At 39.8% G+C, this 22,898-nt stretch carries 25 protein-coding genes, 1 riboswitch and 1 other annotated feature; of the genes, 1 reads left to right on the top strand and 24 read right to left on the bottom strand.

Going from position 1 to position 22,898, the window contains the following annotated elements; all coding sequences use genetic code 11:
* Positions 1-187 precede the first annotated feature (187 nt).
* Positions 188-357: riboswitch (M-box (ykoK) riboswitch) on the bottom strand.
* A gap of 61 nt (positions 358-418) precedes the next feature.
* From arsA to AB3N04_RS15995, 14 genes are all read right to left on the bottom strand, one after another.
* Entirely contained in the window at positions 419-2,197 is a 1,779-nt protein-coding gene (gene arsA, locus AB3N04_RS16060; RefSeq protein WP_368503674.1) for an arsenical pump-driving ATPase, read from the bottom strand.
* The gene (gene arsD, locus AB3N04_RS16055) at positions 2,197-2,553 is read right to left on the bottom strand and encodes an arsenite efflux transporter metallochaperone ArsD (protein WP_368503673.1); all 357 of its coding nucleotides are present in this window, start codon (positions 2,551-2,553) and stop codon (positions 2,197-2,199) included. Before arsD ends, arsA begins: the two co-directional genes overlap by 1 nt.
* A gap of 78 nt (positions 2,554-2,631) precedes the next feature.
* Positions 2,632-3,051, bottom strand: a complete 420-nt coding sequence (arsC, locus tag AB3N04_RS16050) for an arsenate reductase (thioredoxin) (protein WP_047974040.1) — start codon at positions 3,049-3,051, stop codon at positions 2,632-2,634.
* A 37-nt stretch (positions 3,052-3,088) separates the two neighbouring features.
* Positions 3,089-4,399 carry an arsenic transporter gene (locus AB3N04_RS16045; protein WP_368503672.1) on the bottom strand — a complete coding sequence of 437 codons (1,311 nt, stop codon included), beginning with the start codon at positions 4,397-4,399 and terminating at the stop codon, positions 3,089-3,091.
* Positions 4,400-4,439: 40 nt separating this feature from the next.
* Positions 4,440-4,790: an ArsR/SmtB family transcription factor gene (locus tag AB3N04_RS16040; RefSeq protein WP_368503671.1), complete on the bottom strand. Its 351-nt coding sequence runs from the start codon at positions 4,788-4,790 to the stop codon at positions 4,440-4,442.
* A gap of 170 nt (positions 4,791-4,960) precedes the next feature.
* A complete protein-coding gene (locus AB3N04_RS16035; RefSeq protein ID WP_368503670.1) occupies positions 4,961-5,695 on the bottom strand; it encodes an MBL fold metallo-hydrolase in 735 nt (244 codons plus the stop codon).
* A gap of 57 nt (positions 5,696-5,752) precedes the next feature.
* The gene (locus AB3N04_RS16030; RefSeq protein WP_368503669.1) at positions 5,753-6,895 is read right to left on the bottom strand and encodes an amidohydrolase; all 1,143 of its coding nucleotides are present in this window, start codon (positions 6,893-6,895) and stop codon (positions 5,753-5,755) included.
* Between the two features lie 140 nt (positions 6,896-7,035).
* Positions 7,036-8,661, bottom strand: a complete 1,626-nt coding sequence (locus AB3N04_RS16025; protein ID WP_368503668.1) for a Na/Pi cotransporter family protein — start codon at positions 8,659-8,661, stop codon at positions 7,036-7,038.
* 300 nt (positions 8,662-8,961) lie between these two features.
* Entirely contained in the window at positions 8,962-9,240 is a 279-nt protein-coding gene (gene rpmA / locus AB3N04_RS16020) for a 50S ribosomal protein L27 (RefSeq protein ID WP_368503667.1), read from the bottom strand.
* Between the two features lie 20 nt (positions 9,241-9,260).
* On the bottom strand, positions 9,261-9,587 hold the full coding sequence (locus tag AB3N04_RS16015) for a ribosomal-processing cysteine protease Prp (RefSeq protein WP_368503666.1): 327 nt from the start codon (positions 9,585-9,587) through the stop codon (positions 9,261-9,263).
* Positions 9,588-9,596: 9 nt separating this feature from the next.
* The gene (gene rplU, locus AB3N04_RS16010) at positions 9,597-9,905 is read right to left on the bottom strand and encodes a 50S ribosomal protein L21 (protein ID WP_012959891.1); all 309 of its coding nucleotides are present in this window, start codon (positions 9,903-9,905) and stop codon (positions 9,597-9,599) included.
* Between the two features lie 12 nt (positions 9,906-9,917).
* Positions 9,918-9,991: a sequence feature (ribosomal protein L21 leader region), on the bottom strand.
* Between the two features lie 74 nt (positions 9,992-10,065).
* Positions 10,066-11,574 carry a ribonuclease E/G gene (locus AB3N04_RS16005; protein ID WP_368503665.1) on the bottom strand — a complete coding sequence of 503 codons (1,509 nt, stop codon included), beginning with the start codon at positions 11,572-11,574 and terminating at the stop codon, positions 10,066-10,068.
* Positions 11,575-11,685: 111 nt separating this feature from the next.
* Entirely contained in the window at positions 11,686-12,558 is an 873-nt protein-coding gene (locus tag AB3N04_RS16000; protein WP_368503664.1) for a M50 family metallopeptidase, read from the bottom strand.
* Positions 12,551-13,351, bottom strand: a complete 801-nt coding sequence (locus AB3N04_RS15995) for a peptidoglycan DD-metalloendopeptidase family protein (RefSeq protein ID WP_368503663.1) — start codon at positions 13,349-13,351, stop codon at positions 12,551-12,553. Before AB3N04_RS15995 ends, AB3N04_RS16000 begins: the two co-directional genes overlap by 8 nt.
* Before the next feature lie 183 nt (positions 13,352-13,534).
* Between AB3N04_RS15995 and AB3N04_RS15990 the strand changes: the two genes are divergently transcribed.
* A complete protein-coding gene (locus AB3N04_RS15990; RefSeq protein WP_368503662.1) occupies positions 13,535-14,458 on the top strand; it encodes an aldo/keto reductase in 924 nt (307 codons plus the stop codon).
* A gap of 73 nt (positions 14,459-14,531) precedes the next feature.
* Here the strand turns inward: AB3N04_RS15990 and AB3N04_RS15985 are convergent, their stop codons facing one another.
* From AB3N04_RS15985 to AB3N04_RS15940, 10 genes are all read right to left on the bottom strand, one after another.
* Positions 14,532-15,044, bottom strand: coding sequence for a molybdenum cofactor biosynthesis protein B (locus AB3N04_RS15985; RefSeq protein WP_368503661.1), 513 nt, complete (start codon positions 15,042-15,044; stop codon positions 14,532-14,534).
* A gap of 362 nt (positions 15,045-15,406) precedes the next feature.
* Positions 15,407-15,925 carry a type 1 glutamine amidotransferase domain-containing protein gene (locus AB3N04_RS15980; protein ID WP_368503660.1) on the bottom strand — a complete coding sequence of 173 codons (519 nt, stop codon included), beginning with the start codon at positions 15,923-15,925 and terminating at the stop codon, positions 15,407-15,409.
* A 105-nt stretch (positions 15,926-16,030) separates the two neighbouring features.
* Positions 16,031-16,825: a septum site-determining protein MinD gene (gene minD, locus AB3N04_RS15975; RefSeq protein WP_047973404.1), complete on the bottom strand. Its 795-nt coding sequence runs from the start codon at positions 16,823-16,825 to the stop codon at positions 16,031-16,033.
* A 27-nt stretch (positions 16,826-16,852) separates the two neighbouring features.
* A complete protein-coding gene (gene minC, locus AB3N04_RS15970; RefSeq protein WP_368503659.1) occupies positions 16,853-17,539 on the bottom strand; it encodes a septum site-determining protein MinC in 687 nt (228 codons plus the stop codon).
* A 178-nt stretch (positions 17,540-17,717) separates the two neighbouring features.
* On the bottom strand, positions 17,718-18,242 hold the full coding sequence (gene mreD / locus AB3N04_RS15965) for a rod shape-determining protein MreD (protein ID WP_317122109.1): 525 nt from the start codon (positions 18,240-18,242) through the stop codon (positions 17,718-17,720).
* On the bottom strand, positions 18,242-19,114 hold the full coding sequence (gene mreC / locus AB3N04_RS15960) for a rod shape-determining protein MreC (RefSeq protein WP_368503658.1): 873 nt from the start codon (positions 19,112-19,114) through the stop codon (positions 18,242-18,244). The genes mreD and mreC overlap by 1 nt, the downstream gene beginning before the upstream one ends.
* Before the next feature lie 13 nt (positions 19,115-19,127).
* Positions 19,128-20,168 (bottom strand): rod shape-determining protein, encoded by a 1,041-nt coding sequence (locus AB3N04_RS15955; RefSeq protein ID WP_368503657.1) that lies wholly within the window; start codon positions 20,166-20,168, stop codon positions 19,128-19,130.
* A gap of 163 nt (positions 20,169-20,331) precedes the next feature.
* Positions 20,332-21,024: a DNA repair protein RadC gene (gene radC / locus AB3N04_RS15950; RefSeq protein WP_368503656.1), complete on the bottom strand. Its 693-nt coding sequence runs from the start codon at positions 21,022-21,024 to the stop codon at positions 20,332-20,334.
* Positions 21,025-21,073: 49 nt separating this feature from the next.
* Positions 21,074-21,658, bottom strand: a complete 585-nt coding sequence (locus AB3N04_RS15945) for a nucleoside triphosphate pyrophosphatase (RefSeq protein ID WP_368503655.1) — start codon at positions 21,656-21,658, stop codon at positions 21,074-21,076.
* 149 nt (positions 21,659-21,807) lie between these two features.
* Entirely contained in the window at positions 21,808-22,878 is a 1,071-nt protein-coding gene (locus AB3N04_RS15940; RefSeq protein WP_368503654.1) for a hypothetical protein, read from the bottom strand.
* Positions 22,879-22,898: the final 20 nt, after the last annotated feature.

Raw genomic sequence — 22,898 nt, 5'->3', positions numbered from 1 at the left:
ATCTTCTTGATTCATTCGATTGTTTGCTTTACATGATGTAATTAGTTGTCTGGGGCTATCCATTTTTCGCACCACCTCACTTTCTATATTCCTTTTAAAAGGGAAAATAAAACAAAAAGCACCTTCTATAAGAGAAGATGCCAATACTAAATAAATGATTAATCTGTAATAAGATTATCAGTATTCCCTCATCCTCCATTCGTAGAGCTTTAGCACTGTGCGGCATAGGAATGCCTCATTCCAGCTACATTAAAAACCACCTTATGTCGATGGTTTCTGTTGACCCATTGGCGTCTTTGGACATTTTTGGGCAGCAGCGTATCTCCGTCACAGGAGCCTCACCTAACGAGGAACTATTTAATTACATGGAAGACTTTACAGGACTTTAAAAAGAATGTCAACAGGTCTTCATCTCTTTTTAAAGCTTTCTTAACTGATCATATCCCTCTATCGCATGTGTTTGCCAAGGGATGACAACTGACTTGTTAGCATAATGACTCGTTACACGATCGATCCACACTTTTTCACTTATAGCACGCTCACTTAGAATCGGATCTTTGGTGTTGGTTTTTGCGAAACTTTGATTAATGACCCACCAGCTAGGAGTAATAGATGCACGCACCAAATCTTCCTGTAACCTCGCAGCTTCATAAACTGGCGTTGCCTCTGGTAATGTCACAACGATGACATCCGTTTCTTCTGGATTACGAAGTCTAGGAAGTAATTTTGTAACCGATTCAGGCACTTCCCCCGTTCCACGCTCAATCTCTTGATGGTAAGAATGAGCTGCATCTAGTAAGAGAAGCGTGTGACCAGTGGGAGCTGTATCAATCACAACAAAAGCATCGTTTGCTTCTTCGACAACATTCGCAAATGCTCTAAATACAGCAATTTCTTCTGTACAAGGAGAATTTAAATCTTCCTCTAAATAAGCAAGACCATCCGCATCTAAATGCTCACTAGAAGTGGTTAACACCTCTTTTTTATAGGCTTCCACTTCAGCTTTAGGGTCAATACGACTTACTGTAATCAGACTATCTTCATCACCAAACAGCGAAGTAAGATGTGCTGCAGGATCAGTTGTTGTTAATTTCACTTTATGACCCGCTTCAGCAAGACCTACTGCTACTGCAGCGGCAATTGTCGTCTTCCCTACACCACCTTTACCCATCGTTAATACTACACCACTTTTCTTTTTAGAAAGGTCATCAACGATTGCAGAAAGAGAATCCGTTTCAAGCTGAATAAATGGTTCTGAAGGTTGAGGATTTACAGGGGTTTCTGCAAATAATGTTCTTAATGAATCAATCCCTGTTAATTGATAAGGAACGTATGGGAGTTCAAATGTCGTAACCTTCTCTAAATCAGTTGGCATGTCTTTTATAGCCTGTTCTTGTCGTTCAAAAAAAGCAACAGACGTCTGATCTTCTTTAAGACAAGCTTGCATTTTTCCGTTAATGAGTAACCACTGGTTTTCTAGTCCGATTTCTTTTAATTCTTTTGAAGCACGATTTGCTTCTTCTAAAGTGGAACGTTCTGGTCTGGCCACCAAAATGAGTGTTGTTTTTGCTGAGTCCGAAAGAGCCTCAACTGTATGTTCATACAAAGCTTTCTTATCTGCTAAGCCTGAGAGAGGCCCTAGGCAAGAGGCCCCATGTGTACTTGTATCTAAAAAACCTGACCATGCAGTCGGTAACTGCAATAAGCGTAGGGTGTGTCCGGTTGGAGCAGTATCAAAAATAATATGATCATACGGGTTCGTTCTCTCCGTGTTTGTCAGAATCGATGCAAATTCATCAAATGCTGCGATCTCCACTGTACATGCACCTGATAACTGTTCTTCCATCTGAGCGATGACTGGTGCAGGTAGTTTATCTCGATACGGTCCAATTACCTCATTTCGATAAGCTGAAGCCGCTTCTTCAGGATCAAGATTTATGGCAGTAAGGTTTTCAATCGAGTTAATCTTTGTTTCTTTATACCCTATTTCTTGTTCGAAAACATCTTGTAAATTTGATGCCGGATCCGTACTAACAAGCAATACTTTCTTTCCTTGATCCGCTAAGGATACAGCAGTTGCACAGGCTGTCGAGGTCTTCCCGACTCCCCCTTTGCCAGTAAAGAAAAGGTATGGTGTAAGGTTCTCTTGTTCCGGTTGAAAACGATGGTTGATTTGGTTTGATCGCTTAATAGTCATTACAACAATTCAATCCCCTTCGCCGTTGTCCGCGCTTTCGTCCATTCACTTGAATCCACCTTGGTCCACTCAGCTAATTGGTCATTTGAAGGATATTCTCCAATTAACTCAACCTTTCCATCAACGACTACAGCAGGCAAAGCATCGGTTCCTTTTTCATTTAATAATTGATTGACCGTTTGATCACCAATAAAGGCTTGTGGCTCTGTTCCCAGGTTAAAGCGAGCAATATCTACACCTTTTTTCTCTAACATAAATATAGCTGTTGCAATTCTCGTTAATTCAGGGTCGACACTAGGGCCGCAAACTCCAGTCGGACAACAAAGGGCAGGGTCATAGATTCTAATTTTCGCCATTTTTGAAAACTCCTTTAATGAATGTCTTTTTATTGAGGGAAAAGGGTCCGACCATAAAGCCGACCCTTTCTTGAATGTTTATTTACCTGTTTTGGCAAACGTTTTAATACGATCGCCAATTTCATCCCGAACACGTTGGAAAAATGCCCATTTCTCTTCTTCTGTTCCTTCTGCTTTAGCTGGATCATCAAATCCCCAGTGCTCGCGTTCTTTATTTGGTGGTGTAGCAGGACAAACGTCAGCAGCATGACCGCATAGAGTTACAACAAGATCAGCCTTTTTCAAAATTTCTTGATCGATTGTATCAGATGTTTGATTTGTAATATCAACATCCACCTCTGCCATTGCTTTTACTGCATTAGGGTTCACCCCATGAGCTTCAATCCCAGCAGAATAAACATCATATTTATCACTAAGGTATTTCTTTCCCCAGCCTTCTGCCATTTGACTACGGCAAGAATTTCCTGTGCATAAGAAATAAATGATTGGTTTTGACATGTTAAAAACTCCTTTGTTTTTCATAGTAGTAATGTTTCTATAAGATGATAACTAGCCAGAGGTAAAGTCCGACTAAAGTGATAAATAGTGTAGGTACTGTTAAGATGATCCCAACTTTAAAATAATAGCCCCACGAGATTTTAATTCCCTTTTTTGAAAGTACGTGTAACCACAATAGCGTTGCCAAGGATCCTATTGGCGTAATTTTCGGCCCAAGATCAGAACCAATGACGTTAGCATAAATTAATGCCTCGCGCATCACACCTGTTGTATTTGTATCAGCAATCGCTAACGCATTAATCATTACCGTTGGCATATTGTTCATAACTGAAGATAAGATCGCTGCAATGAAACCCATTGAGATCGTTCCAACAAACAAACCGTGTTCGGTGGTCGATTCAATAAAGCCAGCTAAAACATCTGTTAAGCCTACATTTCGTAAGCTATAAACAACGACGTACATTCCAATTGAGAAAACAACAATCGCCCAAGGAGCCCCTTTAATGATGCCAGCTGAACTCAATTCAGGATTCTCCCTGCTCATCATTCGGAAGATGGTATAGAAAATAATAGCTATGGGCATTGCTACAAATGATACTGGTACGTGGATAAATTCACTTACAAAATAACCAATTAATAAGACCGCTAAAATGTACCATGAAAGCTTAAAGAGTTTCTGATCTTTAATGGCTTCGACTGGTTTTTTGAGTTGACTCATATCATATTTCAGCGGAATGTCTTTTCTAAAGAAGAGATAAAGCACTAAAATACTTGCCCCAAGTGCAAAGAAGTTCGGAACAATCATTCTCGATGCATATTCAACAAACCCAATTCCGAAAAAGTCTGCAGAGACAATGTTAACTAAATTACTGACTAGTAGCGGCAAACTCGTTGTATCAGCAATAAATCCACTTGCCATAATAAAGGGTAAAATCATCGCTTCTTTAAAGTTCAAAGCTCTAACCATAGCTAATACAATTGGTGTTAAAATAAGAGCTGCTCCATCATTTGCAAATAATGCTGCTACTACAGCACCTAATAAAGAAACATACAAAAACATCTTCAATCCATTTCCATTTGCAAACCTGGCCATATGTAAGGCCGACCATTCAAAAAATCCAATTTCATCTAAAATTAATGAGATGATAATAATCGCCACAAACGTTAACGTCGCGTTCCAGACAATTCCTGTAACTGTTACTACATCACCAAAATCAACGACCCCTACAATTAGCGCTAAGATTGCTCCAATTGTCGCTGACCAACCAATAGATAAACCTTTTGGCTGCCAAATGACAAGGGTGAGTGTAAACAGGAAAATCACAGAAGCTAAAATCACAGATGTCATCGTTTCCCCCACTCTCTTTCATCTATTCTATTTTCTACCTTTACTCACAGCATACTCGTAAGCCACGTTGTTCAAGTTCAAGTAGTTTATTATGCTGATTAGGTAAGTGACTAAGTAAACTTTTAACCATAGGGTATGCAGGGTGACTTCTGTTTACACAAAAGAAAATCCACTGTCCTCTTCGCTCTTCCACTACAAGACCAACATCTCTTAACTTTCTTAAGTGCTGGCTAACAGATGGCTGACTCATGTTGAATAACTCTACAAATTCACAAACACAACACTCATCTTCTTCCATTAAGGCCACCATTGTTAGGCGTGTTTTATCTCCAAGTAATTTCAACATTTTAGCAGCTTCTTCAACTTCAATGACAGTTTTCATATCCTCCATTAACTTCAACCCTTTCCTCAAGTACGTTTATAGTATATAAGCATATACTTATATATGCAAGTGATAATCAAATCCTTTACATGATCTTAACATAGTGAAATCTATGATTAATAAAAAGATAGAAATAGATGGTAGTCATAAAAAAGAAACTGGCAAATCACCAATTTCTTTTATAGAATGAATGCTAATCCTGACTTTGCAATGGTCACTTCCCCACAGTACTCTTGCTCCGCCTCTTTCTTTAATTTCTCATGATTTCCGTGATGAGGGAGATGCGAGAGAACTATTTGATTCACGTCTGAAACTCGTGCAAGCTTGCCTATATCCGTACTATTCATATGGCCGTATTGTGCCACATGATCATTCTTATACCCACTACACTCAGCAATTACTAAGTCACTTCCCCGTGCGAAATCAGCTAACCCCTCAAAATAACTTGAATCACCTGTATAGACAATTGCTTTTCCTTCACATTCAACTTTCATTGCATAGCACGGAACAGGGTGATGAGTCTTTTTAAAAGTAAAGGTGAATGGTCCAATGTGCAGAGGCTTACCCTCCTCATAAGCATAAGAGTTAACAAGGTCCTTGTAGGCTAACTTATTAAATGAAGCTGTATCCTCTTGATGTCCATAGATCGTAAATTCTTTTTTGTTTTTTCCCATCCCTTTGTTAATAATTCGCGCATACTGAAAAGGTCCAATATCTGCGAAATGATCATGATGATAATGGGATAGAACAATCCCATCAAGGTCGTTTACATCACAATATTTCTGTACGCAAGACAGAACTCCGCTTCCGCAATCAAGTAATAATTTCGTATCGTTATGCTCAAGTAAATACCCTGAGGTTGCCTCTCCTACTTCAGGGTAGGCATGCCAAAACCCGACAACTGTTACTTTCATTTACTTCATCTCCCTCTCTATTCAGGCTTTACAAGAAAAAACCGCTATTATGGGCTCTTAATCACCATATACAGTCTTTCCATTTATAAAGGTTTGCATGACATTAGCCTGAACGTTAAAGGGATGATGGGACCAAATGACAAAGTCAGCATCTTTTCCTTGTTCTAGCGAGCCTACTTGTTCAGCAATCCCTAAATGTTCAGCTGCACGGAGAGTAACTGCTTTAAATGCGGTTTGTTCTGACAAGCCATTTTTGACAGATGTTTGGGCAGACGTAATGAGATGATCAATGGTAACTACTGGGTGATCTGTTGTAATTGCAAAGGGAACGTCATGCTTTTCTAACTCAAGAAGTGTGTGCCATCCTTTATCGTTTAATTCAACCTTTGTACGTGAAGTCATCGTTGGTCCTACCGAAACTCGAACAGAATGCTTCGATAAATACTCAGCAATTAAATGGCCCTCTGTACAATGTTCAATCGTCGCTTCGACTTCAAATTCTTTCAATAGTCGAAGAATCGTGACAATATCATCAGAACGGTGAGCATGAATACGAAGGGGAATTTCTCCTTTAATTACTTTTGATAACTGTTCCATTCCAAGGTCACGCTTTTTCAACGTTCCCTCTTCTCTTTCTTTAAGATAGTCCTGCGCCTTCATTAATTGACTACGGAAAATGGCTGCAACCCCCATTCTTGTCATCGGTTCTTTTCCCTTTCCGCCATGTACACGCTTTGGATTCTCCCCAAATGCAGCTTTCATCCCTGATGGTGATTTAAGAATCATTTCATCAACAACTGTACCAACTGTTTTGACAATCGACATCTCTCCGCCAATCACATTTGCACTACCTGGCATTATTTGTACAGTTGTCACGCCTGCTGCACGAGCGTCCTCGAATCCTCGATCAAATGGATTAATGCCATCTATAGCTCGAACATGTGGAGTTGCAGCCTGCGACGTTTCATTAAAATCGTGCCCAGCTGTGCCAATTCCCTCTTCAAAAACGCCGATATGTGTATGTACATCAATTAAACCAGGTGTTATGTATTTCCCTTCAACGTTCATAATCTCGGTATCCGACGGCAGGTCAATATTCATCCCTAAATCGACTATTTTACCTTGATGGACCAGTAACGTTGCCCTTTCTATTACTTCTCCATTCCCAATAATAATCGTTGCGCCTCTATATGCCTTCATTCCTTACCACTCCTCTATTATTTCGCAAATCTAAATATAACGAATACTTCAACTATACATCGTTTAACTTAGAAGTTCTAGCTTCTACCAAAAAAAGACTAGCTTGTAGCAAGCTAGTCGTAAGTTAGTAAATATATTAGTTAATCATCTTCCCCAATAACCACTTCAGCAATGTTTACGGCATGGTCACCAATTCGTTCTAGGTTACTAACCATGTCTACATAAATGACACCAGCAGCACCCGTACACTTATTCTCATTTAAACGCATGATATGTTTCTTACGAAGATCGCGTTCCATCTTATCAATCTGTTCTTCCTTAAGAAGAACTGCATTTGCTTCTTCAATATCACCTGTATCTAAAGCTTTTACTGCCTGTCTTATAGTTGATAAAGTCAGGTCAAACATTTCATCTAAATCAGAAACCGCTGACTCAGAGAAAGTGACTTTATTTGTAATTTGATATTCAACAAGCTCCATAATGTTTTCCATATGGTCCCCAATACGCTCTAAGTCACGAATTGTATGCATGAGAGTAGAATGTGTTTTTGAATCGTCATCCGTTAATGAATGAGATGACACTTGAATTAAATAGTCTGTAATCTTTTTATCTAAGTTGTTAATCGCATCTTCATATTGCGGAATTAATTCTCGATGTTTCTTCCCTTGAGTCTTGAAATACATACTTACTTCTTCAATCCCTTTTTCTGATAACTCAGCCATACGCATAACTTCTTTTTTACCTTGACCAAGTGCAATAGAAGGAGATTGTCTAATAAATCGTTCTTCTAAGTGAACCGCTTTGTATGAAATGGCTGAATCTTGCCCTGGAATAATTTTGATTACAATCCATGCTAATACAGCGATAAATGGTAATTGGATCAATGTATTTGAAACGTTAAAAATACCATGAGCAAATGCTATTGTCATTTCAGGATTTAAGTTTAAGCTATCTCTAAAGAATTCCACAAGTCTTGTAAATGGAACGAGAAGAATTAATACTAAAACCGTTCCAATCACATTAAAAATTACATGTGTTAAAGCTGCACGCTTGGCAGCGACTGAAGCACCAATTGCTGCTAGTACAGCTGTAATCGTTGTCCCAATATTGTCACCAAATAATACTGGAAGAGCTGCATTTAGATCCATTGCACCTTGTGCAAATAATGTTTGCAGTAAGCCGATAGCTGCTGATGAGCTTTGAACAGCTACTGTAAAAATTGTACCGATTAAAACACCTAGTAATGGATTTTCACTCATACTTATAGTTAAATCAGTAAACGCCTGTAAGTCTCTTAACGGGTACAAGCCATCTCCCATCAGATTCAACCCTAAAAATAGGGCACCGAAGCCGAAGAAAACTTGTCCGTAGTTATTAACTTTATGATTTTTAAAGAAGAATATTAAAAATGTTCCTACTGCGATAATTGGTAATGCGTAGGCTGAGATTTTAATCCCAATGATAAACGCGGTTGCGGTTGTACCAATGTTTGCTCCAATGATTACCCCAATTGCTTGTTTTAATGTCATAAAACCTGCATTTACAAGGCCGATTGTAAGAACGGTTGTACCAGTACTTGTTTGTAGTAATATCGTAACAAAAATCCCCGCAAACACACCCATAATTGGATTTGTTGTGAAACGGTCCAATAGATCGCGCAGTCCATCCCCTGCAACTTTTTGAAGGCCATCGCCTAAGTATTTAATCCCGAAAAGGAATATACCTAGTCCTCCAAAGAACATAAATAATAATTCCTGTAAATCCATTAATACATCCCCTTTAGTTGTCGAAAGTTGTCATCAATAACTCATCCCTTGATCATAGTAAGAAACTACAGCAAAAAAGTAAACGATATTAATATTAAGATTTTGTAAAGGTATTGTAAAGATTCCACGAATGCTTTACCTATCACGTTTCATATAAAGTAGGTTGCCCCAATATAAAGAGGGACATTTGATACTTCATATTAAGTAATCAATAAACCTTACCCTTAACTAGAAATAATTAACAATAACATCGCAAAAAAACTCCCATTCAGAATAACTGAATGGGAGCTTTTTCTATAATTATGCAGGGTATACGCTCACTTGTTTGCGATCGCGTCCTACACGCTCATATTTAACAACGCCGTCTACTTTCGCAAAAAGAGTATCGTCGCCGCCTCTACCTACGTTTGTACCAGGGTAAACACGTGTACCGCGTTGACGAACTAGGATAGAGCCACCTGTAACAGTTTGACCATCAGCACGCTTAGCGCCTAGACGCTTAGAATGTGAGTCACGACCATTCTTTGTACTACCTACCCCTTTTTTCGATGCGAAAAATTGAAGGTTCATTTTTAACATGGAATTCACCTCCTGGAAATTTACTTTATTTCAATATACTCGCTGTATTCTTCAGCCATTGATTGAAGAGATACTATCATCCCTTCAAGGAGAAGCTGAATTTTCTCGTGTGTGGTGTTTTCCAAACCAGATGGAACACCGCAGCGGAGAAAACCACCTTCCTGACCCATTTCGACGTCAAGCTCTACACCACATAAGGCAGCAATCGCATTGACGGAACCAAAAGAAATAGCTGAAGCTCCAGCGCAAACGAGATCATGGCCATACGGACCTGAGTCAGCATGTCCACTCATCGTAAAAGACTCAATCTGTAGATTAGCATTACGTTCAATAAGAACAGTGATCATCTCTACACCTTAAGCGTTGATCTTGTCGATAACTACTTTAGTGTAAGGTTGACGATGACCTTGCTTACGACGATAGTTTTTCTTAGCCTTCATCTTGTATACGATGATCTTCTTTTGACGACCGTGTTTTTCAACTTTAGCCGATACAGTTGCGCCCTCTACTAAAGGAGCACCAACCTTCACATCGTTACCACCGATCATAAGTACTTTGTCAAAGCTAACAACATCACCAGCTTCAGCATCTAATTTCTCGATGTAGATTTCTTGACCTTCTTGAACTTTGATTTGTTTACCACCAGTTTCAATAATTGCGTACATACTTGCACCTCCTCATATACTCAGACTCGCCATTATAGGTAAGACTTATGCCTTTTAAAACCTAATCTGCGCGGTTGTAGTTGTTTGGGTGCGACCAAATAACTAACAAGAGCTATTTTATCATAAATAAATTTAGCGTGTCAATTGATTCTTTCCACGCTTACGCTTTTTTCTTCAGTCTCTCAAGCTGTTTTGTTGCCTCCGCAACTTCTCCTACATAACGAATCGCATACGATTCTTCTGACATATGCTTATTAGGGGATAGAAAAATTCTGAAACCAACTGATTCTTCAAGTTGTTTCAATAGCTCCCCCTTTAACCCTGCTAGGACCGTTGACACAGAAGAGGGTAATTCCACAAGAATCGCTTCCTGATCCATCCCTCTATATTCCCAGATCATTCGCTCAATCTTATACGCTTGCGCTTCGTCCGATAATACCGTTCCTTGTTCTCGACAAGTAGGACAAGCTTTCGATAAACTCGCTTGAAGACTCTGCCTCACTTTTTTTCTTGTCAACTCGACCAGTCCTAAGCCAGTGAGACCGACAACATTTGTTTTGGTGCGATCGTACTTCAACCCTCTTTTGAACGCTTCTAGTACGTATTCACGATCTTCTTCACGCTTCATATCAATAAAATCAATAATAATAATGCCCGATGTATCGCGAAGCCTTAGTTGTCTAGCAATTTCCTTTGCTGCTTCCAGATTCGTTTTACGAACAGTATCATGTAAGTCGGTTTTTCCAGTGAACTTCCCTGTATTCACATCGATTACGGTCAAAGCTTCGGTTTGATCAATAATCAGGTAAGCGCCATTTTTTAACCAAATCTGACGCCTAAGTGCTTTGTCTAATTCTTTATCGATGCCATAAGCTGTAAAGATATTTTCTTTATCATGATAGAAATGGACTTTATCATCCACCTCCGCATAAGGTGCAAGTAAAGCTTTGAGGGTTTGATAATCATTGGGGTTATCAATGATGATGTCATCCACCTGATCAAGAGAGAAATCTAACATCATTCTTTCAATTAAACCGGATCCTTGATGGATTAGAGCAGGTGCTTTCTTATCTTTGCTCTCTTGCCATACCTTTTGCCAGCTTGTCCGAAGAAAATGTAGATCGTGCTCAATAATCACCGCGTCCTTTCCTTCACATACGGTACGAATGATCATTCCTTCATTATCTTTTAATAGGGCTTCTCCAGTAGTTCTCCACCGTTCCCTTTCCTCATCAGACCCCATCCTCCGTGATACGCCTACATAGCCACCTTCAGGCATGTAAACCGAATACTTTCCAGGGAGAGAGACCACACCAGATAGACGGGGTCCTTTTGTTCCAAAGCCTTCTTTTGTTACTTGGACAAGAAGCTCTTGACCTTTTGTTACAAATTCCGATATATTCCGTTGCTTCTTTATCTCTTCCTCTTCTTCTGATAAATGAAAAGATAAGAGATCATCTCTATATAGAAAACCGTTCTTATCACGACCAATATCAATAAATGCCGCTTGCATCCCTGGTAGAACATTGACTACCCGTCCAATGTATACATTTCCGACAATGCGATTTTCAGTAGGGCGCTCAACCATCAATTCAACGACATGACCATTTTCAACAATCGCCGCTCTCCGCTCTCTTGTCACTGTATTAAAATAAATCTTTCTTTTCACTTGCCACCCCTCCTATTGCCTATTCACTCTTTCATTGTACCCTATCAGCAACTTGTATGCAGTTTTTCCTAATCATCAAAAAGAAGCTGCCATTTTATCAGCAGCTTCCACTTACTTAATCATGATCTCTTTAAATGTAAGCTTCCATTGTTTTTTCCTAACCAGGGTATCTAACACTTTCTTCTCATCGATCGTCACTCGCTCTTTCGTTTTTGGGTCTAAATAGTGAAATTGATGAAGATAGCCTCTGTACATTTTTTTCATCCCATCCAATAAGAACATATTAGCCGTAACAGGAACTGATTTAAGTTCTACATCTTGAAGGTGAGTATCATAGGCCTGGGGTCTACCAAGTAAAAAGCGCATCATTCGATAATGTCTTTGCTTCCATTCTAAATAATGAACAATAGCTAAAAAACTTAGTACTACCCATAAGTTTAAATGGAAGGGTAGAAGCAACACACTTAGAGTCATCACCACTGCCAACACGCCCACAGAAGTGGACCAGGATTTACGCAAGGCATAATGATAGGAATAATAATTCATATAAAGAAGTTGCACAAGCCTCCCACCGTCTAATGGTAAAATCGGCACTAAGTTAATGAGGAGAATCGTTAAGTTATGCAAGATAAATAATTCATGTGTGGCCTCAGACCAAATATTAAAATGGACGAGAAGGAAAGATAAACCGATCATCCAGAGATGTTGAAGAGGTCCTGATAGAATAACGATCAACTCTTCTTTTATAGGACGGTTACCACTATCTTCAACCTCTGCTACTCCTCCAAAGGGAAGCAGTTCTATTTTATAAATGGTCCACTTAAAGTAATGAGCCGCAAGCGCATGCCCCATCTCATGTATAAATACGATTGCAAAAACTAGCAGCACTTCACGAAAATAACCGGTCACAACCCCGATACCTAATACGAACCAAAAGAAAGGGTTGATTTTCATTTTGCGAAGCAAGAACCAAATACTACTCAAAGGAAATCACATCACTTGGGTCAATGTACTGATCTCCTTGTTTAAGAGCAAAGTAGTATACGCCTCTCCCTTCTTCATTAATCGAAACACTCCCTATCTCATGACCAGCTTGTATATGATCATACATATTGACTTTAATATCTTCTAATAGTCCATAAACTGATTCAGTCCCATCATAGTGTTGGACAACGACTACTTTTCCAAGCTCCTCATCATCCACTCCACCTACCGTGATGACATAACCACCTTTTGCGGCTTCTACACTTATATCTACACCTGTTTCAATGTACACGCCTTTCCCATTCTGTTCAAAGCCTTCACTTATCACACCAGATGCCGGTACTGCATAGACCATTTCCGCTTCCGGTTCCTCTTCATTTAAATCGCCCAATGCGACATCACTTCGTTCAGGGAGAAGAGCAAGTGGTCTGCCAAATTGATTTTCATACCAATTGGCCACTGCTGCAAATTGAAATTCTTGTTCATAAGAACTTTTCACAAATTGCCTTGTCCCTTCAAATTGAGGAGCACCTGTTTTAAACATGATGGCAATGATCAGAAAAATACAGACGGCAATCATCGCGCGTATTAAGAAGAAATCTTGTCCCTTTTTAAGCGGAGGCGCACTACTTTTGTATGCCGTTGGTTCCATATAAAAGTCTGGCTCTTCTCTCGCTTCCTCATGTCTATTCATAAGCATAGGAGCCGACCTCTCTCTTTCGGCTACATTTCCTTTAATTTCTCTTCTTCTTGACTCAAAGCGTTTACGAACCTTATTTAATTCCTTGGACATGTCTCATTCCACCTTTATCGTGAACTTGTTACAATAACTATATGACTTGTCCGTTTTTGATATGACATAATCGGGAAGAGGAAATAAGGAAGGCTTCTATGGATAGTCTTAGCGATGAAGCGTACCAACCGACAAAAAAGTATCACCTTACATAGTTCAATAGTGAAAAGGAGAGAATCACCTATGAAAAAGAGAAAAATTGGGCACTCTGATCTAGAAGTAAGTGAATTAGCTCTTGGCTGCATGTCACTTGGAACCGATCAAAATTACGCCACGCAACTGATTGATGCAGCTTTAGATGCTGGAATTAACTATTTTGATACGGCCGATCTATATGATAAAGGCTTGAACGAACAATTTGTAGGAAATGCAATCAAGCATCGCAGACAAGACCTGATTCTAGCAACAAAGGCCGGAAATCGTTTTGAGACAGATGAAGAAGGTTGGGAGTGGGATCCTTCTAAAAAACATATCAAAAAAGCGGTTAAAGATAGTCTGACCAGGCTACAGACTGACTATATTGACCTCTATCAATTACACGGAGGTACCATCGAGGATCATATTGATGAGACAATTGAAGCGTTTGAAGAGTTAAAGCAAGAAGGTGTCATAAGATATTATGGAATCTCCTCTATTAGACCAAACGTCATTAAAGAGTATGTTAAACGTTCATCGATTGTCAGCGTGATGATGCAATTTAGCTTACTAGACCGTAGACCGGAAGAGTGGTTTGACTTATTACAGTCAAATAATATCTCTGTGGTGGCAAGAGGTCCTCTTGCTAAAGGACTTTTAACGAGCAAGCCTCTAAGTGCAGCATCAGAATCGATACAAGAGAAGGGATATCTTGAATATACTTTTGAGGAATTAAAAACCTTGCAAGAACAATTAAAGACAAGCAACACACTAAATCGTCCCTTATCAGAGCAAGCTTTGCATTATTGTCTTGCTCATGAGACCGTAGCGGCAGTCGTAGCAGGAGCCAGCAGCATCGAACAAATAGAGGATAATATAAGAGCCATTAACACTGAGTCGCTTACACGTGAACAAGTAGACTTTCTAAAATCAATAACAAAAGCCTCTACTTACGAACAACATCGTCAATAATAGAAAAGGAGGAAGGTTTCAATGATAGAAACCTTCCTCCTTTTTATTTTGCATAAAATCTGCAAACAACGTGTTAGCGATCTTTTAAAATCTCACGCATTACATGACCAAGTTCCGGAACAATAATCCGATCCATCGCCAACTTAACAGCTCCAGTTGACCCTGGCATTGAGAAGATGGCTTTACCATCACGAACTCCAGCAATTGCGCGACTAATAATAGCTGCTGTTCCCACATCTTCAACAAAGCTTAAATACCTAAAGATCTCTCCAAAGCCTGGCATCTCTTTATCTAGACTATCACGAACCGCTTCATGTGTAGTGTCACGTAGGGCAATCCCCGTTCCACCGGTAATAAGTATCGTATCAATGTCAGCACGGCTCGCTGCGATTTTTAACCAGTGTTGAATTTGGCTGTATTCATCTCTCACAATCTGGTATTCCGTAACACTATGTCCGCCCTCTTCTAATAAATCACGAATCAATTTAGCACTTTTGTCAGTGTCATACGTCTTAGTATCTGAAACCGTTAATATCATGCATCGAACTAATGCTGGTGCTTCATTTTTATTTTCTTCTATCGGCATATTGAGCCCCCCTTAGATTAACAAAATAACTTTTCAATTATAATAACATAGATTTCCCACAGCAAAACCGCAGCCCATGAAATGTCGGGGATGCAGTATAAAAAGGAGGATTTAAGTAGGATAGGTGAACTGAACGATTCTAATGAACAAGGGCGAGCGTATATAAAGAAATTTTCTCATATATAAGAAAATCATGTCTACTCGTCATCATACATTAAAAGTGTTTACAGCAAATCCCATATGAAGCTTACTTTTTCCGAATAAATCAAACTTGAAGATTTGGATAGCCGAAGCTATAAAGGATAAGCATTGAGTGTCCTAAGATAAGAATGGCCCCCATAAAAGTTGGGAGCCGCTTACGTTTAAGAACTTAATACGTTTAGTGATTCTCGATTAAATGCTGGCAGGTCATCTGGAGTACGGCTCGTGACTAAGTTTCCACCACAAACAATGACCTCTTCATCATGAAGTTTTGCCCCAGCATTTTTTAAATCTACATGAATCGACTTAAATCCAGTCACATCGCGTCCATTTAATACTTCGGCTGTTATTAATAATTGTGGACCATGGCAGATTGCCATAATTGGCTTATCATTTGTTGCAAATTCCTTAGCAAATGCAACAAAGCGATCATCTCCACGAAGAATATCCGGAGAGAAACCACCTGGAATAAACAGCGCGTCAAAATCACCTGCTGATACTTCATCAATTCCTTTATCAATAGTTACGGTTTCTTCGTCATTCTTACCAGTAACCTTCGCACCAGCTTCTTTTTCAATCGTGACTAGTTCATGACCTGCTTCACGAAAAGCTTTTGCAGGATCCGTAAATTCCACATCTTCAAATAAATCCGTAATAACTACCGCAATCTTCTTACCCACGATTTATCACTCCTTCAGCTGATTCTAGTGATAGAATACCCTTTGCTCAGTAGCTTAAACATTTTACAATAGAAAAAAAGAAAACCATCTGAGAATTCAGATGGTTTAACGAACACCGAAAAATTGTTTAATTTTAGCGAAGATTCCTTTTTCCTCTTCTAAAGACATTAATGGAACAGACTCTCCTAAAATACGTCTAGCAATATTGCGGTATGCAATGGAGGCTTTGCTCCCAGTATGTAAGGCAATAGGTTCTCCTTTATTGGAGTACTTAATGACATCCTCATCATCCACAACAATTCCTATTAAATCAATAGCTAAAATAGAAGCAATCTCGTCAACATCGAGCATTTCTCCATTTTTCATCATATGTCCACGAATTCGATTGACGACAAGCTTCGGAGCTGATACGTCTTCTTGCTCAAGTAAACCAATAATTCGATCGGCATCACGTACAGCAGAAGTCTCAGGTGTTGTAACAACAATTGCTTTATCAGCACCTGCAACAGCATTTTTAAAGCCTTGCTCAATACCCGCTGGGCAATCAATTAGAACGTAATCATATTCTTGCTTCAATTCATTCACAATATGTTTCATTTGTTCTGGCTCAACAGAATGCTTATCTTTCGTTTGAGCAGCTGGTAGTAAGTACAAACATTCAAAACGTTTATCTTTAATGAGTGCTTGCTTTAACTTACAACGGCCTTCAACCACATCTACTAAATCATAAATGATGCGATTTTCAAGCCCCATGACAACATCAAGATTTCGAAGCCCGATGTCTGTGTCAACTAAACAAACTTTCTTTCCTGAAAGCGCAAGGGAAGTACCGATGTTGGCAGTGGTCGTTGTTTTACCAACTCCACCTTTACCACTTGTAATGACTATTGCTTCTCCCATGCTCATGACCCCTTTCTATTCCACGCGTCATCCATCTATTATTTGTGAATCATTCTTTTGAAGCTCTGGACGATGATGGATCAATTGCTGAACCCTTTCTAATACGAAGGCTCCTGACTCATCATCTAGATGTGCACTCTCCATCGCTGCTTCTTGTTCATCCTCACCAAAATGGTGGATCTCCTCAGCAATTCTGAGTTGCGCGGGACTCATAAGTGCAGCTGAAATAACCGCGCGCGTGTCACCTTCAAAGCCTGCATGTGCTACACCGCGCAAGGCACCCATCACAAAGATATTACCTGTGGCCATTACTGTACCGCTTGGATTGACATCTCCAACAAGCAAAAGGTCGCCACGAACCTTTAATACTTGCCCGGAACGCACCACTCTCGTTAGTGTCACCACTTGAGACTCTTGTCGTAGCAGCTCAGCTTCTTGTTTTGTTAATACTTCTGAATGGATCTGTTCGATCGCAAGGTTACGACCTTCTGTAATAATCCTTGTAATTTCTTCTGACTGTTCCTCTGTTAAATACCGATGACCAACTTTCACATTCACTTTCACATCAGGTTCATCAGAGCCTTGATAGTGCTTAGTAGACAGTTTATCATACAATTCTTCTAGTAAACTATCATATGAACAGTGGTCATCTAATAGAAAGATCAGTCCATCTTTCGTTCCTTTTATCGTAACATGTTGTTTTTTCTGCGTCATTCAACGTTCACCTCAGACACACTCGCATTCGAAACCTGCCTCATTAACGTCTCAGGCAAAGTCATGAGTAAAAAGGCTCAAATCGGTGATTGATAGTTTAATTCAACATGTAAGGGGAGAATCCCTCTTTCACAACTAGATGTCTGTGAATTTTTTTAGAATTTGTCGATTTTACAAGTTATCTCTCACGTAGCCTTGAATGATGTTGAACATGCTCACAAAGCTTCTTGACCGGATAAAGCATCACAATCGCCCACGCTCCGTTTAATAGTAAGGTTGGCAGTAAACGTTCTATAACAAACGTGTAAGCCCCCATATCAGTGATTCCAATTAAACGAAATAAACCATACTGATAATAATCAAACAAAGCAACTGCAACAAGAGCAAGAAGTAGGGGCACGAGAATACTATCTTGAATTTGTTTATAAGATAGAGCGAATACATATCCTACTACTGCAAAACCAAATACATAAACTCCTAGCAATTCGGTATATACAACATCATAAATCACACCAAAACAAAGCGCATAAAGTAAGCTTGTACTTCTTCCGGTGTAGATTCCAATAAAGACAAGGAAGACAACTAGAAAACGTGGCACCATTGTTAAATCAGAGCCATAACGTTCAGGCATAAAAAATGGAAATAGACTACCTTCGATCACTAGAGTAAGTAAAAGCAGCGTTGGAAGATATGCACGACTCACTACAAATCCTCCTCCAATAATTCTGGGTCAATAGACGTACTTGTTCTCTCAATTACATAAACATAGTTTAATGAGTAGAAATCTGCTGTTGGCTTTATATAGACATTTTGAGTTAGTCCATACTCATCCGGCTCAGCTTCTACTACTTCTCCAATTAACAAGCCTTCAGGATAGACGCCTCCAAGACCTGATGTTGTAACCATTTGTTCTTCTTCGATTTCAGCCTCAATATCTAGCTTTCTCATAATGAGTAAACCTCGATCTTCGTCATACCCTTCGATAAAGCCATTTAGAGTTTGATCGCCGACAATTTTAGCTGATACGCGATTGGTACGATCATTGTCAGATAATAATTGAACAAATGAACTGAATTGACTTGTCCTCTTCACTTTACCAATTAGTCCGCCTTGAGAATCAACAATCGCCATATTCGGTTCAATCCCGTGTTGTGAACCTCGATTGATTGCAATATAGTCACTCCAACGATCTGGATTACGATGAATGACCACAGCTGTTCGCATTAAATAATCACTTAAACTTTCTTCTAAATCGATCATGTCTCGCAGTGTTTCATTTTCATCACGAAGGAGATTACGTTCTACGGATATTTGGGCATATTCTTCAAGACGTGATTTTAAAAGTTTATTTTCTTCATACACGTTTCGAATATCAGAAACGCTCTCAAAGAAACCCGCTACAGAATGTGCGGGTTTTGAGAACATTGTCTGCACCCATCCAACCGTATCTCTCATAAATTGCTCTGGACGTGTTGTATTTTCACGATCCGATAACGAATAACCAATCAACGCCATCAAAATGATAATGCTGACAAGAAGGATAATCAATTTTTTGTTTGAGAAAAAGGATGGCATACTAGACACCTACTTACGATTTTCTATCAGAACGTGACGTAATTCCAGCTTTTGAACGGAATAAATGTAAATTTTCAAGAGCTCTGCCCGTCCCAATGGCCACGCAATCTAGAGGATTCTCCGCTACGATTACAGGCATGTTTGTTTCATCACTTAACACACGATCTAGGTTGCGTAACAAAGCGCCCCCACCAGTTAACACAATTCCGCGGTCAATAATATCAGCCGCAAGTTCTGGTGGTGATTGCTCAAGTGTATTTTTTACTGATTCAACAATCGTTGTTACTGTATCAGCTAATGCCTTAGAAATTTCTTCTGCTGTAACAGAAATGGTCTTTGGAAGGCCTGATACAAGGTCACGACCACGAATGTCCATATCATCGACACCTTCAGGAGAACCAGCTGAACCGATTTCCATTTTTAATGTCTCTGCTGTACGTTCACCAATCATTAAGTTATACGTCTTTTTAACGTAATGAATGATCGCATCATCCATTTCATCACCAGCCACTCGAATCGATTGGCTTGTAACAATTCCACCAAGGGAAATAATAGCAACTTCAGTTGTTCCCCCACCGATGTCTACGACCATACTACCTGTCGGTTCCCATACTGGAAGTTCTGCACCAATTGCCGCTGCAAAAGGCTCTTCTAAAGTATAGGCCTCTTTAGCACCTGCTTGCTTTGTAGCATCTTCAACTGCACGCTTTTCAACGGCTGTAATCCCTGTTGGGACACATACCATAACAGATGGTTTACGCGTGAAGATTGAACGATTTTTAACTGTTTGACGGATGAAATATTTAATCATTGTTGCCGTTGTATCAAAATCAGCAATGACCCCATCTTTCATCGGACGAACAGCTACAATATTCCCAGGCGTACGCCCAATCATATTTTTCGCATCATTACCGACTGCTTCAATTGAACCTGTATCTGTACGAAGTGCAACAACCGAAGGCTCTCGCACCACAATTCCTTTTCCTTTAACATATACAAGCGTATTTGCTGTACCTAAGTCAATCCCTATATCTCTTGAAAACCCACCAAACATCTATGTATCTCCCTTCAGACTTATCTGAAATCATAACCTTTATTATATCGAACATTTGCCTAAAAAAATAGCCTTAAGTTCCCCGCCACAAAATTTCCACCTTTTGTTTCATATAAAAGATGAGTCCTTCTACCAAAAAAGCTACCCATGTCTCTATCATTCACTAAATAATATGCCCTTGCTCCTTTAAGCTAATAAATTGTCTATCACCGATAATAACATGATCTAAAAGCTCTACTCCGAGCACTTTACCCGCTTCATTTAATCGCTTTGTAACTTCAATATCCTCCCGACTCGGCGTTGGATCTCCAGAAGGGTGGTTATGCAAGCAAATAACGGAAGCAGCCGATCGTCTTAAAGCTTCTTTAAACACTTCACGAGGATGGACAATACTTGCATTCAAGCTACCAATGAATAGAGTATGACGATGGAGAACGTGATTTTTTGTATTGAGGTAAAGAGCGATAAAATGCTCTTGAGTAAGAAACCTCATATCCTCCATCACATAATTCGAAACGTCTTCAGGAGAGCGAATTACATATTTCTCTTCAGTCGGCAATGTGTGCATTCTTCTGCCGATCTCCATCACCGCTTGCATTTCAACTGCTTTGGCTATTCCGATGCCGTTAATCTTACACAACTCTTCAATCGTAGCTGTTCTAAGTAAAGTAAGGCCATCAAATTCCGCTAACAGCTTCCCTGCAAGTTGTAGAGCTGACTCTTTTTTCGTTCCACTCCTTAGCAGAATCGCCAAAATTTCTTTGTTTGTTAACGCTTTGGCCCCTTCTTTTAACAATCGTTCACGAGGTCTTTCCTGTGCTGGAATATCTCGAATTAAGAGGGTGGGTAGGGTCAATTCGGATTCTCCTTTCAGTGTAGAGGATATGGGGGATGTCAATGTACAATCAGTCTCTAACTTGAATCGTTGGATAAATATGAAACGCTTGTAATTCTCGCATCGTCTTCGCTAAAGGGAGTCCGACGACATTGTTGTAATCACCAGAAATAGATTGAACTAGGTACGCACCAAAGCCTTGAATACCATAGCTTCCTGCCTTATCAAAAGGCTCACCTGTTTGTAAGTATTGTTCAATTTCTTCGCTGGTAAGAGGATAAAAATGCACAACTGTTTCCTCAAAAAAGGTTATCGTTTCACCTTTTTCATAAATCGCCACACCTGTTAAAACAGAATGGTCACGATCAGATAATCGTTGTAGCATCTCTCGTGCCTCGTTTTGATCTTTTGGTTTACCTAAGATTTGATCATTACACACAACAATCGTGTCTGAACCTAATACAACGGCATCTTGATTTGTTTTTGCCACTGCTTCAGCTTTTTGACGTGCTAGTTCGCAAACGACTTCACTTGGGGTTAAATGGGGTTCGAAGATTTCGTCTAAATCACTTGTTTGAATAGAGAACGTATAGCGTGCTTGCTGGAGAAGTTCTTTTCGTCTGGGGGAACCAGAGGCTAAAATAAAGGATTTCATGAAGGGTCACCTCAACAATGTTTTTCTTCATTGTACAAGGTTACATTAAGAATACCAAATAATGACTAGTGAAACAAATGATATTCGGAATATTTGAAATAAAAGTCTGCAGAGAAGGTGGTTCCTTCTTTGCAGACGTCCACTTCCTATTAGTAAAGCGCTACTACTTGTTCATAAGCTACTAGTACCCGTAACAAAGACTGTTGAGCTTTCCACAATTCTTTAGTGTCCTGTGTATCAACGTAGGAGGCAATATGCTTACTCGCCCCGTCAAGCTCGCTACCCATGAGGAGGGTTGACGGTTGAGCAGACTCTGGAACCTCAGCAATTGCGGATTCACGCTTTTGTTGAAGTTCTCCAAGCTGCTGCTTTATATGTTCAACTTGTTCAACAGAAACGCCCCCACCTTTTGCTAGCCCGTCTGTTGTTAGTTTCAACATTCCATAAAAAGTTGTAAGAGAATCAGAATACCACTCAATCGCAGCTTCGCTAGCATTCGTCACCTCAGCCCCGCTCACTTGATACGTTTTTAAATACGTATCTTGACCTTGCGCTTCAACAACCGCAGCTAGAGAGCTCGCCTCTGCCCGCTCAGCCCCTAGTCCTACAAATAAATAAATCGGGTCTGTTGTATCGGTTAAAACAGCAGCTAGTCCACTCGCTTGAAATTGCTCTGCCATCTCTTTCCCTTTTTCCACTGTTGAAAATGCCCCGCCTTGAATCACTTCTACTGCTAACGATGGCATAGCTGAGCTCGTTGATTGAAAGGTTGGGATCGCACCAGTCGTCGCTTCTTGTGGTGCATTACCGGCCGACTCGCCACCACCTGTAAATACATTTAACACAACAAGTCCAAAGCTTACACCGACAATAATGGCCGAAAGTATAATAGCAATTGGCATAAATGAAAAAGATGAAAACGAAGGTAGCGTTGGCATTGAAAACGAAAAGGATGTCGTTGATTTCTTTTTACGATTGACTGGAAGTTTTGGCCCACTCTCTCTATTGCCATCATCCCAAAAGGGCATCTTCCTTTTTTCTCGCTCAGTATGAACTGTATTGAAGTCAATCACATTATCAGGTTGTGGAATGGAGACACCCTCTATTACTTCATCATCCGCTCGCTCATCACGTGCCGCTGTAATCTCATCTTTTGATTCATTAAATACCTTTTCCTCCCCGTTTAAACGGATCGAAATCGTGCGCTTGTCCCTATCCATCGTAGCACCTCTCTCCTCTC

Origin of the sequence: Alkalihalophilus sp. As8PL (assembly GCF_040939795.1) — a bacterium.
Lineage (GTDB): Bacteria > Bacillota > Bacilli > Bacillales > Bacillaceae_D > Alkalihalophilus > Alkalihalophilus lindianensis.
This window is presented reverse-complemented; position numbering and strand designations above follow the sequence as displayed.